This window comes from Kitasatospora purpeofusca, assembly GCF_036010405.1.
GTDB lineage: Bacteria > Actinomycetota > Actinomycetes > Streptomycetales > Streptomycetaceae > Kitasatospora > Kitasatospora purpeofusca.
In genome coordinates this window covers 2523368-2540446 of the sequence record NZ_CP108561.1, presented here as the reverse complement: position 1 = coordinate 2540446, position 17079 = coordinate 2523368, and the positions used below count along the sequence as shown (strand labels likewise).

Annotated in this window: 16 protein-coding genes and 1 pseudogene; 11 read left to right on the top strand and 6 right to left on the bottom strand. The window is 73.1% G+C overall.

Annotated features, from left to right (window positions below; translation table 11 throughout):
• The first annotated feature begins 31 nt into the window (after positions 1–31).
• Positions 32–985 (top strand): IS481 family transposase, encoded by a 954-nt coding sequence (locus tag OG715_RS10830; protein ID WP_266275159.1) that lies wholly within the window; start codon positions 32–34, stop codon positions 983–985.
• Positions 986–1004: 19 nt separating this feature from the next.
• On the opposite strand, the pseudogene OG715_RS10825 reads toward OG715_RS10830, so the two are convergent.
• Positions 1005–2008 (bottom strand): annotated as a pseudogene (locus OG715_RS10825) (IS5 family transposase).
• Between the two features lie 73 nt (positions 2009–2081).
• On the bottom strand, positions 2082–2819 hold the full coding sequence (locus tag OG715_RS10820) for a gamma-glutamyl-gamma-aminobutyrate hydrolase family protein (protein WP_266275160.1): 738 nt from the start codon (positions 2817–2819) through the stop codon (positions 2082–2084).
• Positions 2820–2981: 162 nt separating this feature from the next.
• Here OG715_RS10820 and OG715_RS10815 point away from each other — a divergent pair, with 162 nt between their 5' ends.
• From OG715_RS10815 to OG715_RS10800, 4 genes are all read left to right on the top strand, one after another.
• Positions 2982–4388 (top strand): glutamine synthetase family protein, encoded by a 1407-nt coding sequence (locus OG715_RS10815; RefSeq protein ID WP_266275161.1) that lies wholly within the window; start codon positions 2982–2984, stop codon positions 4386–4388.
• 20 nt (positions 4389–4408) lie between these two features.
• Complete coding sequence (locus OG715_RS10810) at positions 4409–5812, top strand: aldehyde dehydrogenase family protein (RefSeq protein ID WP_266275163.1); 1404 nt, start codon at positions 4409–4411, stop codon at positions 5810–5812.
• Between the two features lie 9 nt (positions 5813–5821).
• Entirely contained in the window at positions 5822–6664 is an 843-nt protein-coding gene (locus tag OG715_RS10805) for a 3-oxoacyl-ACP reductase (RefSeq protein WP_266275166.1), read from the top strand.
• A gap of 173 nt (positions 6665–6837) precedes the next feature.
• Entirely contained in the window at positions 6838–8040 is a 1203-nt protein-coding gene (locus OG715_RS10800; protein WP_266275167.1) for a DUF2510 domain-containing protein, read from the top strand.
• Positions 8041–8224: 184 nt separating this feature from the next.
• Here OG715_RS10800 and OG715_RS10795 read toward each other — a convergent pair whose 3' ends face one another.
• The 3 genes from OG715_RS10795 to OG715_RS10785 all read right to left on the bottom strand — a co-directional run bounded on the left by OG715_RS10795 (position 8225) and on the right by OG715_RS10785 (position 11208).
• Positions 8225–9148 carry a lytic polysaccharide monooxygenase auxiliary activity family 9 protein gene (locus OG715_RS10795; RefSeq protein ID WP_266275168.1) on the bottom strand — a complete coding sequence of 308 codons (924 nt, stop codon included), beginning with the start codon at positions 9146–9148 and terminating at the stop codon, positions 8225–8227.
• A 289-nt stretch (positions 9149–9437) separates the two neighbouring features.
• Positions 9438–9863 (bottom strand): hypothetical protein, encoded by a 426-nt coding sequence (locus tag OG715_RS10790; protein WP_266275170.1) that lies wholly within the window; start codon positions 9861–9863, stop codon positions 9438–9440.
• 88 nt (positions 9864–9951) lie between these two features.
• Positions 9952–11208 (bottom strand): amino acid deaminase/aldolase, encoded by a 1257-nt coding sequence (locus tag OG715_RS10785; RefSeq protein ID WP_266275172.1) that lies wholly within the window; start codon positions 11206–11208, stop codon positions 9952–9954.
• 151 nt (positions 11209–11359) lie between these two features.
• On the opposite strand from OG715_RS10785, the gene OG715_RS10780 reads away from it, so the two are divergent.
• On the top strand, positions 11360–12133 hold the full coding sequence (locus OG715_RS10780) for an SseB family protein (RefSeq protein WP_266275174.1): 774 nt from the start codon (positions 11360–11362) through the stop codon (positions 12131–12133).
• A gap of 58 nt (positions 12134–12191) precedes the next feature.
• On the opposite strand, the gene OG715_RS10775 is transcribed toward OG715_RS10780, so the two are convergent.
• Positions 12192–12569 carry a DUF1844 domain-containing protein gene (locus OG715_RS10775; RefSeq protein ID WP_045941065.1) on the bottom strand — a complete coding sequence of 126 codons (378 nt, stop codon included), beginning with the start codon at positions 12567–12569 and terminating at the stop codon, positions 12192–12194.
• Positions 12570–13019: 450 nt separating this feature from the next.
• Between OG715_RS10775 and infC the strand changes: the two genes are divergently transcribed.
• From infC to OG715_RS10750, 5 genes are all read left to right on the top strand, one after another.
• The gene (gene infC / locus OG715_RS10770; protein WP_266277330.1) at positions 13020–13799 is read left to right on the top strand and encodes a translation initiation factor IF-3; all 780 of its coding nucleotides are present in this window, start codon (positions 13020–13022) and stop codon (positions 13797–13799) included.
• A gap of 139 nt (positions 13800–13938) precedes the next feature.
• Positions 13939–14133 carry a 50S ribosomal protein L35 gene (rpmI, locus tag OG715_RS10765; protein ID WP_148647646.1) on the top strand — a complete coding sequence of 65 codons (195 nt, stop codon included), beginning with the start codon at positions 13939–13941 and terminating at the stop codon, positions 14131–14133.
• 109 nt (positions 14134–14242) lie between these two features.
• Positions 14243–14638, top strand: coding sequence for a 50S ribosomal protein L20 (rplT, locus tag OG715_RS10760; protein WP_266275176.1), 396 nt, complete (start codon positions 14243–14245; stop codon positions 14636–14638).
• 98 nt (positions 14639–14736) lie between these two features.
• The gene (locus OG715_RS10755) at positions 14737–15606 is read left to right on the top strand and encodes a TrmH family RNA methyltransferase (RefSeq protein ID WP_266275178.1); all 870 of its coding nucleotides are present in this window, start codon (positions 14737–14739) and stop codon (positions 15604–15606) included.
• A 212-nt stretch (positions 15607–15818) separates the two neighbouring features.
• Positions 15819–16922: a sensor histidine kinase gene (locus tag OG715_RS10750; protein WP_266275180.1), complete on the top strand. Its 1104-nt coding sequence runs from the start codon at positions 15819–15821 to the stop codon at positions 16920–16922.
• The last annotated feature ends 157 nt before the right edge of the window (positions 16923–17079 follow it).

Below are 17079 nucleotides of genomic sequence, written 5' to 3'. Positions count from 1 at the left end.
CGACATCTACCCCAGCGCCAGAAAGGCCCTCATGCCACACCGTAACGCACCGCTGACCGAGACCGGACGCCTGCGCCTTGCCCGCTGCGTGGTCGAGGACGGCTGGCCGCTGCGGCGGGCCGCCGAGCGCTTCCAGGTCTCGCCCACCACGGCCAAGCGCTGGGCCGACCGCTACCGCGCTCTCGGCGAGGCCGGCATGGCGGACCGGTCCTCGCGCCCGCACCGCAGCCCCTGGCAGACCCCGACCCGCACCGAGCGGCGGATCATCAAGGTCCGCGTCCTCCGGCGCTGGGGACCCGCCCGCATCGCCTACCTGCTGCGGCTCAACCCGGCCACCGTGCACCGCGTCCTGACCCGCTACCGCCTCGCCCGCCTGGCCCACCTCGACCGCACCACCGGCCGCGTCATCCGACGCTACGAGCACTGCGCACCAGGCGAGTTGGTCCACGTCGACATCAAGAAGCTCGGCAACATCCCCGACGGCGGAGGCCACCAGGCCCTCGGACGCCAGGCAGGCCGCAAGAACCGCTCCGGAGCCGGCTACAGCTACCTCCACAACGCCGTCGACGACCACTCCCGCCTGGCCTACAGCGAGATCCTGCCCGACGAGCGCAAGGACACCGCCACGGCGTTCTGGGCCCGGGCGAACGCCTTCTTCGCCCGGGCCGGAATCACCGTCCAGCGCGTGCTGACCGACAACGGCTCCTGCTACAAGTCACACGCCTGGCGCGATGCCCTCGCCGCCGAGGGCATCGCGCACAAACGCACCCGCCCCTACCGGCCACAGACCAACGGCAAGGTCGAACGCTTCAACCGCACCCTGCTCGACGAATGGGCCTACGCCCAGCCCTACCGCAGCGAGCAGGAGCGCCGCGACGCCTACCCCGCCTGGCTGCACACCTACAATCACCACCGCGGACACACCGCACTCGCAGGCAAGCCACCCGCCAGCCGCGTTCCCAACCTCACGGGTCAGTACAACTAGGGCGCGTATTCGGTCGTGATCAAGGGGTGGTCCTGCTGAGGTCTTTGATCCAGATCATCGCGCCGCGGAGGTGGAGGCCGGCGAGGTAGCTGGCGGGCGTCTTGTCGTAGCGGGTGGCGATGCCTCGCCAGGCCTTCAGCTTGTTGATCAGGCGCTCGACGGTGTTGCGCTCCTTGTAGAGGTCGGTGTCGTGGCTGACGGGCCGGCCGCCCCGGCTGCCCTTCTTCTTCCGGTTGGCGGTCTGGTCCCTCTTCTCCGGGATGACGGCCTTGATCGCGCGTTGACGCAGGTGGGCGCGGTTGCCGCGGGACGAATAGGCCTTGTCCCCGGCGACCGCGTCGGGCCGGGTGCGGGGACGGCCGACCGGTCCGCGGACCCGTAATTTCTTGAGTACGGGGATGAACTGCGGGCTGTCGGCGGCCTGCCCCTCGGTCAGCACGAACACCAGCGGGCGGCACCTGCGGTCGCCGGCGACGTGGACCTTGCTGGTCTGGCCGCCTCTGGAGCGTCCGAGCAGCGCGGCCTTCAGGCGGAGCTTGCGCCGCCGCTGGATACGTCGTCGCTCCTCGCGTCCCGGATCATCTGCGGCGTCCTGTCCGTCTTGTTCTTCCGGGCCGCCCCTTTTTGCCGGGCCTTCTCCGCCTCATCGGCGGCCTTCTCCAGGGCCGCCAGGGCGTCGGGGCTCAGGTGCATCCCGGCGGCGTCGTGGTGGGCCCGAACGGTGGTGGAATCCACGCTGACCAGCGACAAGTCCACCTCGCCCCGCCTCGCGGCTTCCGCGATCGCACCCTCCAGCAGGGCTTCGAAGACGCCCGCGTCACGCCACTGCCGAAAGCGATTGGAGACGGTCGACCACGCGCCGAAGTCCGCCAGCATCTCCCGCCACTGCCCGCCGGTCTTGAACCGCCAGATCACGCCCTCGAACTGCTGCCGCAGCCGCTCCGGGTACGGGCCGTACTCGCCGATCGGCAGGTACGGCTCGATGAACTCCCATTCCGCATCAGTCAGTTGCACTCGCGTCACGCGACATGGTCTACCTGATCAGGCCTCGCCGTGAGGGCAAATCCCACAGATTGATCACGACCCGATACCCGCCCTAGCCGACCTCCACCGGCTCCAGCTGCAGCGACCGCGCCGCCGTCGCGGCCCGCACCAGCGCCCGCATCACCCGCAGGTCCTCGCCCTGCTCCGGATGCCACTGCACCCCGAGCGTGAAGCCCGGCCCCTCCACCGCCTCCACCGTGCCGTCCGGCGCGTGCGCGCCCACCCGCAGCCCGGTCCCCAGCCGGTCCACCGCCTGGTGGTGGAAGGTCGGCACGGTCAGCTCCGGCTCCGGCAGCAGCCCGCCCAGCAGCGTCCCCGGCACCGGCCGCACCACATGCGTCCCGTACCGGCCGGGCGAGCCCCCGTGCACGTCCACGTCCACCACGTCCGGCAGGTGCTGGATCAGCGTGCCCCCGCACACCACGTTGAGCACCTGCATGCCCCGGCAGATCCCCAGCAGCGGCATCCCGGCCGCCAGCGCCGCCCGCAGCAGCGCCGACTCCCAGACGTCGCGCTCGACCGTGTCGACATCGGTCAGCGGGTGCGGCGGCTGCCCGTAGTAGGCGGGGTCGATGTCCGGTCCGCCCGCGACGACCAGGGCGTCCAGCCGGGCGAGCACCTCCGGCGCGCGCTCGGGGGCATCGGGCGGCAGGAGCACCGCGATCCCGCCCGAACTCTGTACATAGGCGGTGTACCGCTCGGGCACCAGGGCCACGCGGCGGTCCCGCCAGTCGCTCCAACTCGCGTCCACCAGATAGGTGCTGACGCCGACAATAGGCCTGCGATCCATGGCGCGCATTCTCCTCCCGTCCCGCCCGATCACCCGTCAACCTCGCACCTCGGCGCGCCACACCCGTCCGCCCTCTTCCGTGCTGTCGGCGCCAGGCCGTACGGTTCGCTGTGACCGCTCGGTCTCGCTCCGTGATCGAGGAAGAGGAGGAGGGCGTCCGCCATGTCCGACCGCACCACCGCACCCGGGGCCGCCGGGCCCGGCACCCCCCGCCGGCGCGCCCCGCTCACCCTCGACGAGCTGCGCGCGCTGGTCGACGCGGGCGAGGTCCACACCGTCGCCCTGGCCTTCACCGACATGCAGGGCCGGCTCCAGGGCAAGCGCTTCGCCGCCGGCTTCTTCCTCGACGAGGTGGCCGAGCACGGCGCCGACGCCTGCGAGTACCTGCTGGCCGTCGACGTCGAACTCAACACGGTGGACGGCTACGCGCTCTCCTCCTGGGAGACCGGCTACGGCGACTTCGCCATGCGCCCCGACCTGTCGACCCTCCGCCTGACCCCCTGGCAGCCCGGCACCGCCCAGGTCACCGCCGACCTGGCCGGCCGCGGCGGCCACCCGGTCGCCGCCGCGCCCCGCCAACTGCTGCGCCGCCAGATCGCCCGCCTCGCCGAGTACGGCCTGGCCGCCGACATCGGCACCGAGCTGGAGTTCCTGGTCTTCCGCGACACCTACGAACAGGCCTGGCAGGGCGGCTACCGCGGGCTGACCCCGGCCAACCTCTACAACGTCGACTACTCGCTGCTGGGCACCGCCAGGGTCGAGCCGCTGCTCTCCCGGATCCGCGTCGAGATGGCCGGCGCGGGCCTGGTGGTGGAGTCCGCCAAGGGCGAGTGCAACCTCGGCCAGCACGAGATCGCCTTCCGCTACGCCGACGCGCTCACCACCTGCGACCAGCACAGCGTCTACAAGACCGGTGCCAAGGAGATCGCCGCCCAACTCGGCTGCGCGCTCACCTTCATGGCCAAGTACGACCAGCGCGAGGGCAACAGCTGCCACATCCACCTGTCGCTGCGGGACGCGGTCGGCGCCCCGGTGTTCGCCGACGCCGACGGCCGGATGACCGACACCATGCGGCACTTCCTGGCCGGGCAGCTGCTCGCACTGCGCGAGTTCACCCTGCTGTACGCGCCGAACATCAACTCCTACAAGCGCTACCGCCCGGGCTCGTTCGCGCCGACCTCGGTCGCCTGGGGCCGGGACAACCGGACCTGCGCCTACCGGGTGGTGGGCCACGGCGCGGGCCTGCGGATGGAGAACCGGGTGCCCGGCGGGGACGTCAACCCCTACCTGGCGGTGGCCGGCATGATCGCCGCCGGCCTGCACGGCGTCCAGCAGAAGCTGGAACTGCCCGCCCCCTGCCTGGGCAACGCCTACGCCGTCGAGGACTACGCCCGGGTGCCGGGATCGCTGCGCGAGGCCGCCGACCTGTGGGGCGCGAGCGAACTCGCCCGCACCGCCTTCGGGGACGACGTGGTCGAGCACTACCTCCACATGGCCCGGGTCGAGCAGGACGCCTACGACGGCGCGATCACCGACTGGGAGCGCTACCGGTCCTTCGAGCGGATGTGAGCACCATCGACCGAGCGGATGTGAGCACCATCGACACGACCACCGCCACCCTCGCCGAGGCGGCGCCCCCCGCCTGCACCGTCCGCAACCCCGCCACCGGCGAGGTCCTCGCCACCCTGCCCGACACCACGCCCGGGCAGCTCGACGCCGCCGTGCGGCGCGCCGTCGCGGCCCAGCGCGGCTGGGCCGCCCTGGCGCCCGGCGAACGGGCCCGGCTGCTGCGGTGCTTCGCCGACCAGGTGGACGTGCACGTCCCCGAACTCGCCGCCCTGGAGGTCACCGAGGCCGGCCACACCATCGGCAACGCCACCTGGGAGGCCGGCAACGTCCGCGACCTGCTGGAGTACGCGGCCGGGGGAGTGGAGCGGCTGACCGGGCGGCAGATCCCGGTGGCCGGCGGGCTGGACGTCACCTTCCGGGAACCGGTCGGCGTGGTCGGGGTGATCGCGCCGTGGAACTTCCCGATGCCGATCGCCGCCTGGGGCTTCGCACCCGCCCTCGCGGCCGGCAACGCCGTCCTGCTCAAACCCGCCGAGGCGACCCCGCTCACCGCGCTGCGGCTGGCCGAGCTCGCCCTCGCCGCCGGGCTGCCCGAGGGCCTGTTCCAGGTGGTGCCGGGCTCCGGGCCGGTGACCGGCCGGGCGCTGGTGGACCACCCGGAGGTCCGCAAGATCGTCTTCACCGGCTCCACCCTGGTCGGCAAGGAGGTCGCCGCCCGCTGCGCGGCCCGGGCCAAGCGGGTGACCCTCGAACTGGGCGGCAAGAGCCCCAACATCGTCTTCGCCGACGCCGACCTCGCGGGCGCCGCCGACCCGATGTCCTTCCTCGACAACAGCGGCCAGGACTGCTGCGCCCGCAGCCGGATCCTGGTCCAGCGGGACGTGCTCGACGACTTCCTGGCCCTGCTGCTGCCGGCCGTCGAGGCCGTCCGCACCGGCGACCCGGCCGATCCGCGGACCACGATCGGCCCGCTGATCTCGGCCGCGCAGGTGCGCCGGGTCGCCTCGTACGTGACGCCCGACCTGCCGGTGCTGGCCCGCGGCGCGGTCCCGGACGGGCCCGGCTTCTGGTACCCGCCGACGGTCCTGGCGCCGACCCGGCCGGACGTCCCGGCGGTCACCGAGGAGATCTTCGGCCCGGTCGCGGTGGTGCTCCCGTTCGAGGACGAGGCGGACGCGCTGCGCCTGGCCAACGCCACCCGGTACGGCCTCTCCGGCTCGATCTGGACCCGCGACCTGGGCCGGGCGCTGCGGCTGGCACGCGGGGTCGCGGCCGGGAACCTCTCGGTCAACTCGCACTCCTCGGTGCGGTACTGGACGCCGTTCGGCGGCTTCGGCGAGTCCGGCGTCGGCCGCGAGCTGGGGCCGGAGGCACTGGCGCACTTCACCGAGACCAAGAACGTCTACATCCGCACCGACGCGTAGGAGCCGCCAGTGACCCGGAACGCCCCCCGGCCCCACCACCCCCACGAGTCCGGGGAGGCCGACGGGCCGGTCTGCCGCCGGCTGGTCGGGCGCACGGCCGTGATCACCGGTGCGGGCAGCGGGATCGGCCTGGCCTCGGCCCACCGGCTCGCCGCCGAGGGTGCCCGGGTGGTCTGCGCCGACATCGACGAGACCGCGGGCAGGGCGGCCGCCGAGGCGGTCGGCGGCCTGTTCGTGCACACCGACGTGACCGACCCGGCGATGGTCGAGGCGCTCTTCGACGAGGCCTACGAGACCTTCGGCAGCGTGGACGTCGCCTTCAACAACGCCGGCATCTCGCCGCCGGAGGACGACTCGATCCTCACCACCGGGCTGGACGCCTGGCGCCGGGTCCAGGAGGTCAACCTGACCTCGGTCTACCTGTGCTGCCGGGCCGTGCTGCCGTACATGCGCCGGCACGGGCGGGGTTCGATCGTCAACACCGCGAGCTTCGTGGCCCGAATGGGCGCGGCGACCTCGCAGATCTCGTACACCGCGTCCAAGGGCGGGGTGCTGGCGATGTCGCGCGAGCTGGGCGTGCAGTTCGCCCGGGAGGGCATCCGGGTGAACGCGCTCTCCCCGGGGCCGGTGGACACCCCGCTGCTGCGCGAGCTGTTCGCCGCGGACCCGGAGCGGGCGGCCCGCCGACTGGTGCACATCCCGCTCGGCCGCTTCGCCCGGCCGGAGGAGATCGCGGCCGCGGTCGCCTTCCTCGCCAGCGACGACTCCTCGTTCATGACGGCCGGCGAGTTCCTGGTGGACGGCGGGATCTCCGGCGCCTACGTGACGCCGCTGCACGGCCCCGGGGCGTGACCCGGCGGTGGCCCGGGAGCGATCCGGGAGCGATCCGGGGTGTGATCGGAAAGACACGTTCCGGGCCTCCGGAGGGGCCGCTCCCGGCTTCTCACCGTAATCTCATCGAAAAGGGCCGGAATTCGGGGTCCAGCTGATTTCGCGCTTATCCGGCTGCCTTTAGATTCTCTGTCGTGAGTGAGCAGATCCCCGCCGGGTGGTACCCGGACCCGAAGGACATCACCAGCGACCCGCGACCCCAGCGCTGGTGGGACGGCAAGGGCTGGACGGCCAGCACCCGGCCCGCACCCTCGGACGCGCCGCCGCCGGAGGCCCCGGCGGCGGACGCTCCGGGGTCGGAGGAGACCGCCGAGACCCGAGTGCTGGAGGGGGAGGTGCTGGAGGGCGGACCGTCGGTCCGCTACCCGGAGCCGCCGCCCTTCGGCACCGCCTACGGTTCGCCGCCGCCCCCACCGCCGAAGCGGCGGCGCAAGCCGTCCAAGCTCGTGATCGCGGCCACCGTGGCGGCCGTGCTGGGCCTGGGCGTCGGTTCGGGCATCACCTATCTGGCGATGGACGACCACGGCGACCGGCACCACAGCGCGCGCCCGGCCGTTCCGCCCGGCGGCAATGGAAACGGCAACGGCAATGGCAACGGCGGCCCGTGGCGCGGTCTGCCGGACTTCGGCGACCCGGGCGGCAACAACGGCGGTAACAACAACGGCGGCCAGGGCAACGGCAACGGAGGCCGTGGCAACGGGAACGGCAATGGCGGCCAGGGCAACGGCGGTCAGGGCAACGGCGGTCAGGGCAACGGGAACGGCAACGGAGGCCGGGGCAACGGCGCCAACAGCACCCAGGCCATCGACGCGGTGAACCGGCTGGTCCTGTCCATCCCCTCGGGTTGGGAGGGCGGCACCACCCGCGACGGCTTCGCCCTGATCACCATCGGCTCCTACGACTGCGAGGGCGGCGGCAGCTGCTCGCTGGGCGGTGCCAACACCGGCCGGATCGACGGCGCCGGCACCGACGTCCAGGCGGCGGCCAAGGCCGACATCGACAAGGCCGTCAAGGACTCCTACAACGAGGTCCTCTCGCACCAGGAGCTCAAGTCCGAGGCGGTCAAGGTGGACGGCCGGGACGGCTACCTGGTCCGCTGGAAGGTGGACGCCGCCAAGGGCAACGACGGCTATGTGCAGACGGTGGTCTTCCCGTCCGCCGACGGCAAGTCGCTGGTCTCGGTGCACTTCGGCTTCGACATCGCCGACAAGGCGCCGGACGTCGCGGCGATGGACACCATCCTCAAGGGCATCACCGACTACAGCGGCAAGCTGCCCGCGATCCCGGGCTTCCCCGGCGGCCAGGACGGCGGCGGTACCGGCACCTCGAACACCTGAGAAGGGCATCGGCCCCGGGGTCCCGACGCGGACCCCGGGGTACGACCCGCACGGTTCGGCTCACGCACGGCGGCGGCCCGCCCGGAACACTCCGGGCGGGCCGCCGCCGTACCGCTACGGGTGGATCGGCCGGGGCAGGCGCCGAACAGGGGTTCGGGAACGGCGCCGCCCCGGCTTCCGGCGGTCAGCCGTCGTGTCGAACAGCCTCGACCCGACGGCGCCGGAGCACCATGGCGGCCCAGCCGAGGCCGATCGCGGCGGCACCGGTGAGCAGCATCGGCCCGGTGGCCGAGCCGCCGCCGACCGCGGCGCTGTCGGCCGCGACGACCTTGCCGGCCGGCTCCTCGGCGTTGCCGCCGTGTCCGTGGTGGGCCACGGTGGACTTGGACTGGCCGGCGGCGATCTGCGCCTCGCTCGGCGCGGCCGGGGCCTGGGCGGTGAGCGCGGAGACCGCCTCGGTGAGCGAGGCGCCCTTGCCGAAGTCGACGTCCGAGCAGCTGTAGAACGCCTCCGGGCTGTCGGTGCGCTGCCACACCATGTAGAGCAGCTGACGGCCGGTGCGCTGCGGCAGGGTGCCGCTGTAGTTGTAGTAGCCGTTGTCCGAAGTGCGCTGGGTCGGCACCTGGGCGACCGTCACCGGGTCGAGGTCGGACCACTTCAGCGGCTGGGTGGGGTTCCAGCTCTGCTTGGTGATGTAGATGGTCTGGTTGCCCTGGTGCGGGGCGGTGACCCGGAACTTGAAGTCGATCTTTCCGGCGGTGACCGCGGTGGCCGGCCAGTCGGCGCGCGGCAGGTCCAGGGCCTTGTACTTGTCGCGGCCGGCGGAGCAGAGCTTGCCGTCCGGGATCAGCGCCTGGTGGTTGCCGGCGGCGTTGGCGAGGTTGACCTCGTTCCAGTCGTACAGCGGCTGGGTGCCGCTCAGTGCGACGAGGTCCTTGCAGATCTGCGACTTGGGGGTCTCCGGACCCTCGGCGTAGCAGGCCGCGACCCGGCTGACCGGGTTGGTCACGGTGCCGTGGGCGCCGGCCGTGCCGATGCCGGCGGCCGAGACGGAGAGGAACGCGGCGCCGATGACGCCGACGGACAGAGCGGTGCGCTTCATGGACATGGGGTGGGGACTCCTTGACCGTGTACCGGGTCGAGGTTGTGGGGGAGTGCCGGGCACGTCTGCCCGAGGGGCCGGTCGACCCGGCGCTCCGGTCCCTGGGCTGAGCGTATGATTGGACTAGACCAGCTGGCAATAGCGCGCTGTGGGCCACTTTTTGACGGAATGTAGCCCGCCGAGCAGCGCAAAGGCCCGACGGGGCGCCGTAGTTAGGCATCCCATCGGGCCTTCTTAAGGTCCGGCCAAGGTCCGGCCAAGGTTCGGCCGGGGTTCCTGCGGTTCCCGGGCGGGGTCAGTCCTTCCCGGGCGGCGGGGACTGGTAGTTGTAGGTGACCTGGCTCCGGCCCGCCTGGATGACGGACTCGTTGAACGTCCCGTTGTGGATCTCGTTGTGCACGGTGTCCCCGGGCTGCTGCCGCGGCGCGAACTCCCGCAGCACGGCCTCCAGCTCCGCCGCCGCCCGCGGGTCCTCGCGCAGCAGCCGGCGGAGCCGGTTGCGCAGCTCGGCGGCCTGGTCGCCGACCAGCTCGGCGTCGCCGTCCGCCCGGACCACCTCGACCCGGATCTCCTCCAGCTCGGCCGACACCTCCTCGGCGTTTCGGCCCCGCCCGAAGAGCGCGGCCAGACGTGAACGGGCCTGCGTCCACGCCTCGGTGGCCATCAGCCCGACCACCGTCGTGGCCCCCGTCGTCACCAGCTGCGCGATCTCGGCCTCCACGGCCTCCCCCTCCGTCGGTGCGATCCGCGTCCCACGGTAGTGGAACCGCGGTCCGGAGGGGACGGAACGGCGCGGGCCGCCACCCGGCTCAGAGGAAGGTGTGCCCCTCGCCCCGGTAGGTGGGCACGGTGCGTACCACCCGGTCGCCCTCCACCAGGTGCAACTCCGGGAAGCGCTCGCAGAGTTCCCCCGCCTTGGCGTGCCGGAACCAGACCCGGTCGCCGATCAGCAGATCGTCCGCGGCGGCGCCGAGCAGTGGTGTCTGCACCTCGCCGGCCCCCTCCATCGGGTCGTAGCGCAGCCCGGTCGGCAGGTACGGCACGGGGGAGCGGTCCGGGCCGGCCGCGCCGGACGCCGGGTAGCCGCCGCCCAGCACCGTCACCACGCCGAGCCCGGGCCGGCGGACCACCGGCTGGCCGAACAGGGCGGCCGGCCGGCCCCGGAACGACCGGTAGTTGTCGAACAGTCTCGGCTGGTACAGCCCGGATCCGGCCGCCACCTCGGTCACCGCGCGCTCGGCCACCGTCGACTCGACGCTGCCGGTCCCGCCGCCGTTGACGAACTCCAGCTCGGCCACCCGGCGCACCAGCCGGACCGTCGCCGCCCGCCGCTCGGCCAGCTCGGTCCGGGCCCGGGCCTGCATCAGCCGGATCAGCCCGGAGCGCACCGGCCGCCCGGGCACCGCGTCGCCCACACCGGCGACGTGCCCCTCGTAGGCCATCAGCCCGACCACCCGGAAGCCCCGGCGGCGCTGCACCAGCTCGGCGAAGGCGGCCACGTCCTCCGGGGTGCGCAGCGGCGAGCGGCGGGCGCCGACCCGGACCCGGCCGCCGAGCAGGTGCAGCGCGGTGTCCAGTTCGAGGCAGACCCGCACCTCGGCGGAGCCGGCCCGGGCCGCGTCGACCAGGTCCAGCTGGGCCGGGTCGTCCAGGACCACGGTGACGGCGGCGGCCAGCTCCGGGTCGGCGGTCAGCTCGGCGAAGCCGGCGCGGTCGCTGGAGGGGTAGGCGAGCAGGATGTCGCGCAGGCCGGTGCGGGCCAGCCAGAGCGACTCGGCGAGGGTGAAGCCCATCACCCCGGCGAAGCCCTCCACGGCCAGTACCCGCTCCAGCAGGGCGCGGCAGCGCACCGACTTGCTGGCCACCCGGACCGGCTTGCCCCCGGCCCGGCGCACCAGGTCGGCCGCGTTGGCGTCGAAGGCCGCCAGGTCGACGACGGCCACCGGGCCGTCCAGATGGGCGGTGGCCCGGTCGTACCGGGCGCGGTCGGCGGCCGGGGAGGGGGCCGGCGGCGCGGCGGTCGGTCGGGCGGACGCGGTGCGGGCTGCGGCTTCGGGCGTGGCCATGGGCGCAGCGTGCCACACCCGCCGTACCCGTCGGTAGGGGTTGGACGGGGGACCTTCGGGCGGGTACCCCGAACAGGGACTCCGGACGGGACCTCCGGACGGGACCTTCGGTCCGGGCGGGGCGGCCGCACGGTGGCATAGGGTCGGGCGGGTGGACCGCAACGACTTCCCGAACCCGGCCTTCGTCGGCAAGAGCATCCCCGATCCCGGCTTCTCCGGCGACGACGGCACCGCGGACCCGGCGCTGACCGCCGCGCTCGCCCGCTGGACGCAGGACCCCGCCGCCGAGCCGCAGGTGCTGGCCGCGCTGACGCCCACCCGGCTGATGGTGCCGATCGTGGCGATCCTCGGTGAGGTCGAGGTGGACGAGCACGGGCACAAGCACGACAAGAGCAGTGACATGGCCGTCCCGCTGGTCGAGGCCGCCGACGGCCGGCGCGCCCTGCCGGCCTTCACCTCGCTGGAGTCGCTGGCGCGCTGGCGGGCCGATGCCCGCCCGGCGCCGGTGGCCGCGCCGCAGGCCGCCATGGTCGCCTTCTCCGAGCGCGCGGACACCCTGCTGCTGGACCCGGCCGGGCCGGTGCCGTTCCTGCTGTCCGGGGCCCGGCTCCGCGCCCTGGCGGAGAACCGGTCGTACCTGGCGCCGGCCGCCGACCCCGAGGTGCGGGAGGCGGTGCGGGCGCTGCTGGCCGCGGAGCCGCAGGTGGTCGCCGGGGTACTGGCGGCGACCGAGGACTCGGACGGCGTGCTCGCGGTGGTCCTGGACCCGGAGCTGGACCGGACCGGGATCCAGGAGGCCGCGCAGCGGGTGGGCCGGGCGGTGGCCACCGATCCGGTGCTGCGGGTCCGGCTGGACCTGGGGCTGGACCTGGCGGTCCTCCCGGCGGGTGCGGGGCTGCCCGGCGAACCGCTCTACCGGCGCTGACGAAGGACGGCGGGGAGCATCGTCACGTGACGATGCTCCCCGCCGTCGCGGGTGCGTCTCAGGAGTAGACCGGCCCGGTGAACTTCTCGCCCGGGCCCGAGCCCGGGGCGTCCGGGACGAGCGAGGCCTCGCGGAAGGCCAGCTGCAGCGAGCGCAGGCCGTCCCGCAGCGGCGCCGCGTGGAAGTTGCTGATCTCCGGGGCTCCGGCGGTGACCAGTCCGGCCAGCGCGGTGATGAGCTTGCGGGCCTCGTCGAGGTCCTTGTCCTTGTCGCCGCCCTCGGCGAGACCGCACTTGACGGCCGCGGCGCTCATCAGGTGCACCGCGACGGTGGTGATCACCTCGACGGCCGGGACCTCGGCGATGTCCCGGGTGAGGTCGTCGAAGCCGATCGCCTCGTCGTCCGCGGCGGGGTTCTGGATGGGCTCGCTGCTCAAGGGGGGCTCGTTCCGTCGTGCCGTTGTCCGTACAGAGGGAGCGTACAAGCCGGGCCGGGCGGGGGCGGAATGGCGTTCGACCCCCCGGGGCTGTATGCTTCGAGACTGACCGGCCAGGCATCCCCAGGGAAGCCCGGCCAGCAAGAGGAGGCTCCACCCAGGAGGCCCGAGAGGGCAACCGCGAAAGTCTCCCACCCGAGCGGCCTCGCGGTCGACGGGTCCGGTCCGCGACGGGCGCCCAGCGCCGACAGTCGCCGCAGCACCCCTCACCGGGTGCCGACCCCGGTTGTGTGGAGCCCCGCTTGTACCGAGCGGGGCTTTTTTCGTGTCGCGGTGTGGGCGTAGGGATCCACAGCGCAGCACGAATGAAGCCCCGCCCAGTGGTCGAGTCCACTACGTGCGACCGCCGCCCGACGGCCGCATCGCAGAAGGTGCAACCGAGGAGGCCCCATCAGCACCGAGCCCCGCATCAACGACCGGATTCGCGTCCCCGAGGTGCGACTCGTCGGTCCCAGCGGCGAGCAGGTCGGCATCGTGCCGCTTGCCAAGGCGCTGGAGCTCGCGCAGGAGTACGACCTCGACCTGGTCGAGGTCGCGGCGACCGCCCGGCCGCCGGTGTGCAAGCTCATGGACTACGGCAAGTTCAAGTACGAGTCGGCCATGAAGGCCCGTGAGGCGCGCAAGAACCAGGCGCACACGGTCATCAAGGAGATGAAGCTCCGGCCGAAGATCGATCCGCACGACTATGACACCAAGAAGGGTCACGTCGTTCGGTTCCTCAAGCAGGGCGACAAGGTCAAGATCACGATCATGTTCCGTGGTCGTGAGCAGTCCCGCCCCGAGCTGGGCTTCCGTCTGCTCCAGCGGCTCGCCGACGACGTCCAGGACCTGGGCTTCATCGAGTCGTCGCCGAAGCAGGACGGCCGAAACATGATCATGGTCCTCGGCCCGCACAAGAAGAAGACCGAGGCGATGGCCGAGGCCCGCGCCATCGCGGACGCCCGCAAGGCCGAGCGTCAGGGCCGGACCCCCGGCTCCGACGCCGCCGCGGACTCCGAGGAGCTCCTCGACGACCAGGACGACGTCCTGGACTCCGAGGACGTCGCCGAGGACCTCGCTGAGGACCTTGCCGAGGACGTCGCCGAGGCCCAGGACGCCGCCGCCGAGACGGAGGCCCCCGAGGCCGCCGCTCCGGTCGAGCAGCCGGCCGAGGCCTCCCAGGGCGCCTGACCTTCCCCGGTCAGAGCGGCCCGGGAGACCGGCCACCAGGGTGACGGGGCGTCCCGCCCGGTCACCGCAGATCCATCCTTCACGCCCGCGCGGCGCACACCGCGCGGGCGTGGACGGACCGACGAGGAGAAACGGCGACATGCCGAAGCAGAAGACGCACAGTGGCGCCAGCAAGCGCTTCAAGATCAGTGGCTCTGGCAAGGTGCTGCGCGAGCGCGCCGGCCGCCGCCACCTCCTGGAGCACAAGCCCTCCACGCTGACCCGCAAGCTGGCCGGGACGGTCGTGCTCGCCCCCGCCGACGCCAAGAAGATCAAGAAGCTTCTCGGCAAGTGATCGCCCTCCCGCCCGGCGCCAGCCGTGTGCGGGGCAGCTGATCCTTCCCGACCCATTCGAATGACGGACCACGTGAAGTAGTCCGTGGTCCAACCCAAGGAGTAATCAAGTGGCACGCGTCAAGCGGGCAGTGAACGCCCACAAGAAGCGCCGGGTCATCCTGGAGCGCGCCAGCGGCTACCGCGGCCAGCGCTCGCGCCTGTACCGCAAGGCCAAGGAGCAGGTCACCCACTCGCTGGTCTACAACTTCAACGACCGCAAGAAGCGCAAGGGCGACTTCCGTCAGCTGTGGATCCAGCGCATCAACGCTGCGGCCCGTGCCAACGGCATCACCTACAACCGCTTCGTGCAGGGCCTGAAGGCCGCCAGCGTCGAGATCGACCGCAAGATGCTGGCCGACCTGGCCGTCAACGACCCGGGCGCGTTCGCCGTGCTCGTCGAGGTCGCCCAGAAGGCGCTGCCGGCCGACGTCAACGCGCCGAAGGCCGCCGCCGACGCCGCCTGATCCTCGGATCAGTTGTGTTGAACTGACCGGACCCGCAGGCTCGATCCTGCGGGTCCGGTTTTGTGTTACCGCGCAGACGCCAGTACAGAGACGAGACCATGCCGAGCACCGACACGCCCCTGCTCACCTCCCTGCGCTCGCCGCGCGTCATCGCCGCCCGGAGGCTCGCCAAGCGCAGCCAGCGCGGCAAGGAGCGCCGCTTCCTCGTCGAAGGCCCGCAGGCCGTGCGCGAGGCCGTCGCGTTCGGGCGGCTGCCGGGTTCGGGCGAGCACGCCGTCGTCGAGGTGTACGCCACGGTCGAGGCCGCCGAACGGCACGCCGGGATCGTCGAGGCCGCGCTGGCCGAGGGGCTGCCGGTGCTCACCGCCACGGACGAGGTGATCGCCGGGATCTGCGACACCGTGACCCCGCAGGGCATCGTCGCCCTCTGCCGCTTCATCGACACCCCGTTCGCCGAGGTGCTGGCCGCCCGGCCGAAGCTGGTCGCCGTGCTCGCCCACGTCCGCGACCCCGGGAACGCCGGCACCGTGCTGCGCACCGCCGACGCGGCCGGGGCCGACGCCGTGGTGCTCACCGACGCCTCCGTGGACCTCTACAACCCGAAGGCCGTCCGGGCCTCCGTCGGCAGCCTGTTCCACCTCCCGGTCGCCGTCGGCGTGCCGGTCGAGGAGGCGATCGGCCGGCTGCGCGAGGCCGGCGTGCGGGTGCTGGCCGCCGACGGAGCGGGGGAGCGCGACCTCGACCGGGAGCTCGACGAGGGCACCCTGGGCGCGCCCGGCGCATGGGTGTTCGGCAACGAGGCGTGGGGGCTCCCGGAGGAGACCCGCGCGCTCACCGACGAGGTCGTGCGCGTCCCGATCCACGGGCACGCCGAGAGCCTCAACCTGGCCACGGCCGCCGCGGTCTGCCTGTACGCCTCGGCCCGCGCCCAGCGCTCGCCCGGCGGCTGCCGCGCGGCCGTCCGCTAGCGGTCCCCGTCCGGCCGCTGCCGGTCCCCCGGCCCGGCCGGGCACCGCGCCCCGCCCGGCCGCCCCGGGGCCGGTCCCCCGGTGACAGCCCGGGAACGGGGCCGCCCGGGCGCGCCGGGAACTCGTCGTGGGCCCTATTACCCGAGGCCGGGAGGCGCTAGGGTCTGCCTCGGTGGGGGGAAAGACACGGTGGGTAATCGGGGAGGACACCCATGGTCGGCAGCGGGCCGGAGCTCGATCCGGACGACCTTCCGGACGGCCTGGTGGTCGCCGACGCGTCGGGCCGGGTGGTCTGCTTCAACCGCGCCGCCGCCCGGTTGACCGGGGTCCACCCCGGGGCCGCCCTCGGCAGCGGACTGGAGGACGTCCTCCCGCTGGAGGACCTCGACGGCCGCCGCTGGTGGCAGCTGACCGACCCGTACGGCGGTCTCGCCGTCCGCACCAGCCAGCCGGAGCGCAATCTGCTGCTGCCCGGCGGCCGCGAGGTGCTGGTCTCCGCCCGCTACGTGCGGGCCCGCCCCAAGGGCCCGGTGGAGAAGCTGGTGATCGCCCTGCGCGGCACCGAGGCCCGCCGCCGCACCGAGCGCAGCCACGCCGAGCTGATCGCCACCGTCGCGCACGAGCTGCGTTCGCCGCTCACCAGTGTCAAGGGCTTCACGGCGACCCTGCTGGCCAAGTGGGAGCGGTTCACCGACGGGCAGAAGCGGCTGATGCTGGAGACCGTGGACGCCGACGCCGACCGGGTCACCCGGCTGATCGCCGAGCTGCTGGACATCTCCCGGATCGACGCGGGCCGGCTGGAGCTGCGCAAGCAGGTGGTCGACCTGGCCGCCGCCGTCCGCCGCCACGTCGAGCGCAAGGTCGCCACCGGCATCCCCGAGGACCGCTTCGACATCCGGATCGGCGAGCCGCTGACGGTGCTGTGGGCCGACCCGGACAAGGTCGACCAGGTGCTCGCCAACCTGCTGGAAAATGCGGTGCGTCACGGCGAGGGGACTGTCACCATCGAGGTGGCACCGGCCAAGGAGGTCGTCGAGGCCCCCGTCTGGGAGCGCCCCGGCACTCCGCCCCGCATCGTGGAAGGCACAGCGGTCACCGTGAGCGACGAAGGAAGCGGTATCCCCGAAGAGGCGGTCCCACGCGTCTTCACCCGCTTCTGGCGCGGCTCCAGGCGTGGCGGCACCGGCCTCGGCCTCTACATCGTCAAGGGCATCGTCGAAGCCCACGGCGGCTCGATCCGGGTGGACCGCGCGCCCGGCGGCGGCGCCCGGTTCCGATTCGTCCTGCCCGCCGGGATCCCCGACTTCATGCTCTGAACGAGCAGCGGCGCCCTGCCCCGCAGGGCGCGGTCGGTCCACGGGCGGGCTTGACGGCGGTCGCGCTACGCGCTGCGACTACACTCGACCTTTGGCGTTGTGGAACGCCCTGCGCGGCCGTGCCGCGGACATCCCACCTCCCCCGTTCGGAGACCGG

What these genes read in the sequence shown, in the direction of transcription:
- OG715_RS10815 (WP_266275161.1), top strand. Translation starts at nt 2,982, where the DNA reads ATGTCCGACCGCACCACCGCACCCGGGGCCGCCGGGCCCGGCACCCCC.
- OG715_RS10750 (WP_266275180.1), top strand. Translation starts at nt 15,819, where the DNA reads ATGGTCGGCAGCGGGCCGGAGCTCGATCCGGACGACCTTCCGGACGGC.
- OG715_RS10785 (WP_266275172.1), bottom strand. Translation starts at nt 11,208, where the DNA reads ATGGCCACGCCCGAAGCCGCAGCCCGCACCGCGTCCGCCCGACCGACC.
- OG715_RS10755 (WP_266275178.1), top strand. Translation starts at nt 14,737, where the DNA reads ATGCCGAGCACCGACACGCCCCTGCTCACCTCCCTGCGCTCGCCGCGC.
- OG715_RS10830 (WP_266275159.1), top strand. Translation starts at nt 32, where the DNA reads ATGCCACACCGTAACGCACCGCTGACCGAGACCGGACGCCTGCGCCTT.
- OG715_RS10795 (WP_266275168.1), bottom strand. Translation starts at nt 9,148, where the DNA reads ATGTCCATGAAGCGCACCGCTCTGTCCGTCGGCGTCATCGGCGCCGCG.
- rpmI (WP_148647646.1), top strand. Translation starts at nt 13,939, where the DNA reads ATGCCGAAGCAGAAGACGCACAGTGGCGCCAGCAAGCGCTTCAAGATC.
- OG715_RS10820 (WP_266275160.1), bottom strand. Translation starts at nt 2,819, where the DNA reads ATGGATCGCAGGCCTATTGTCGGCGTCAGCACCTATCTGGTGGACGCG.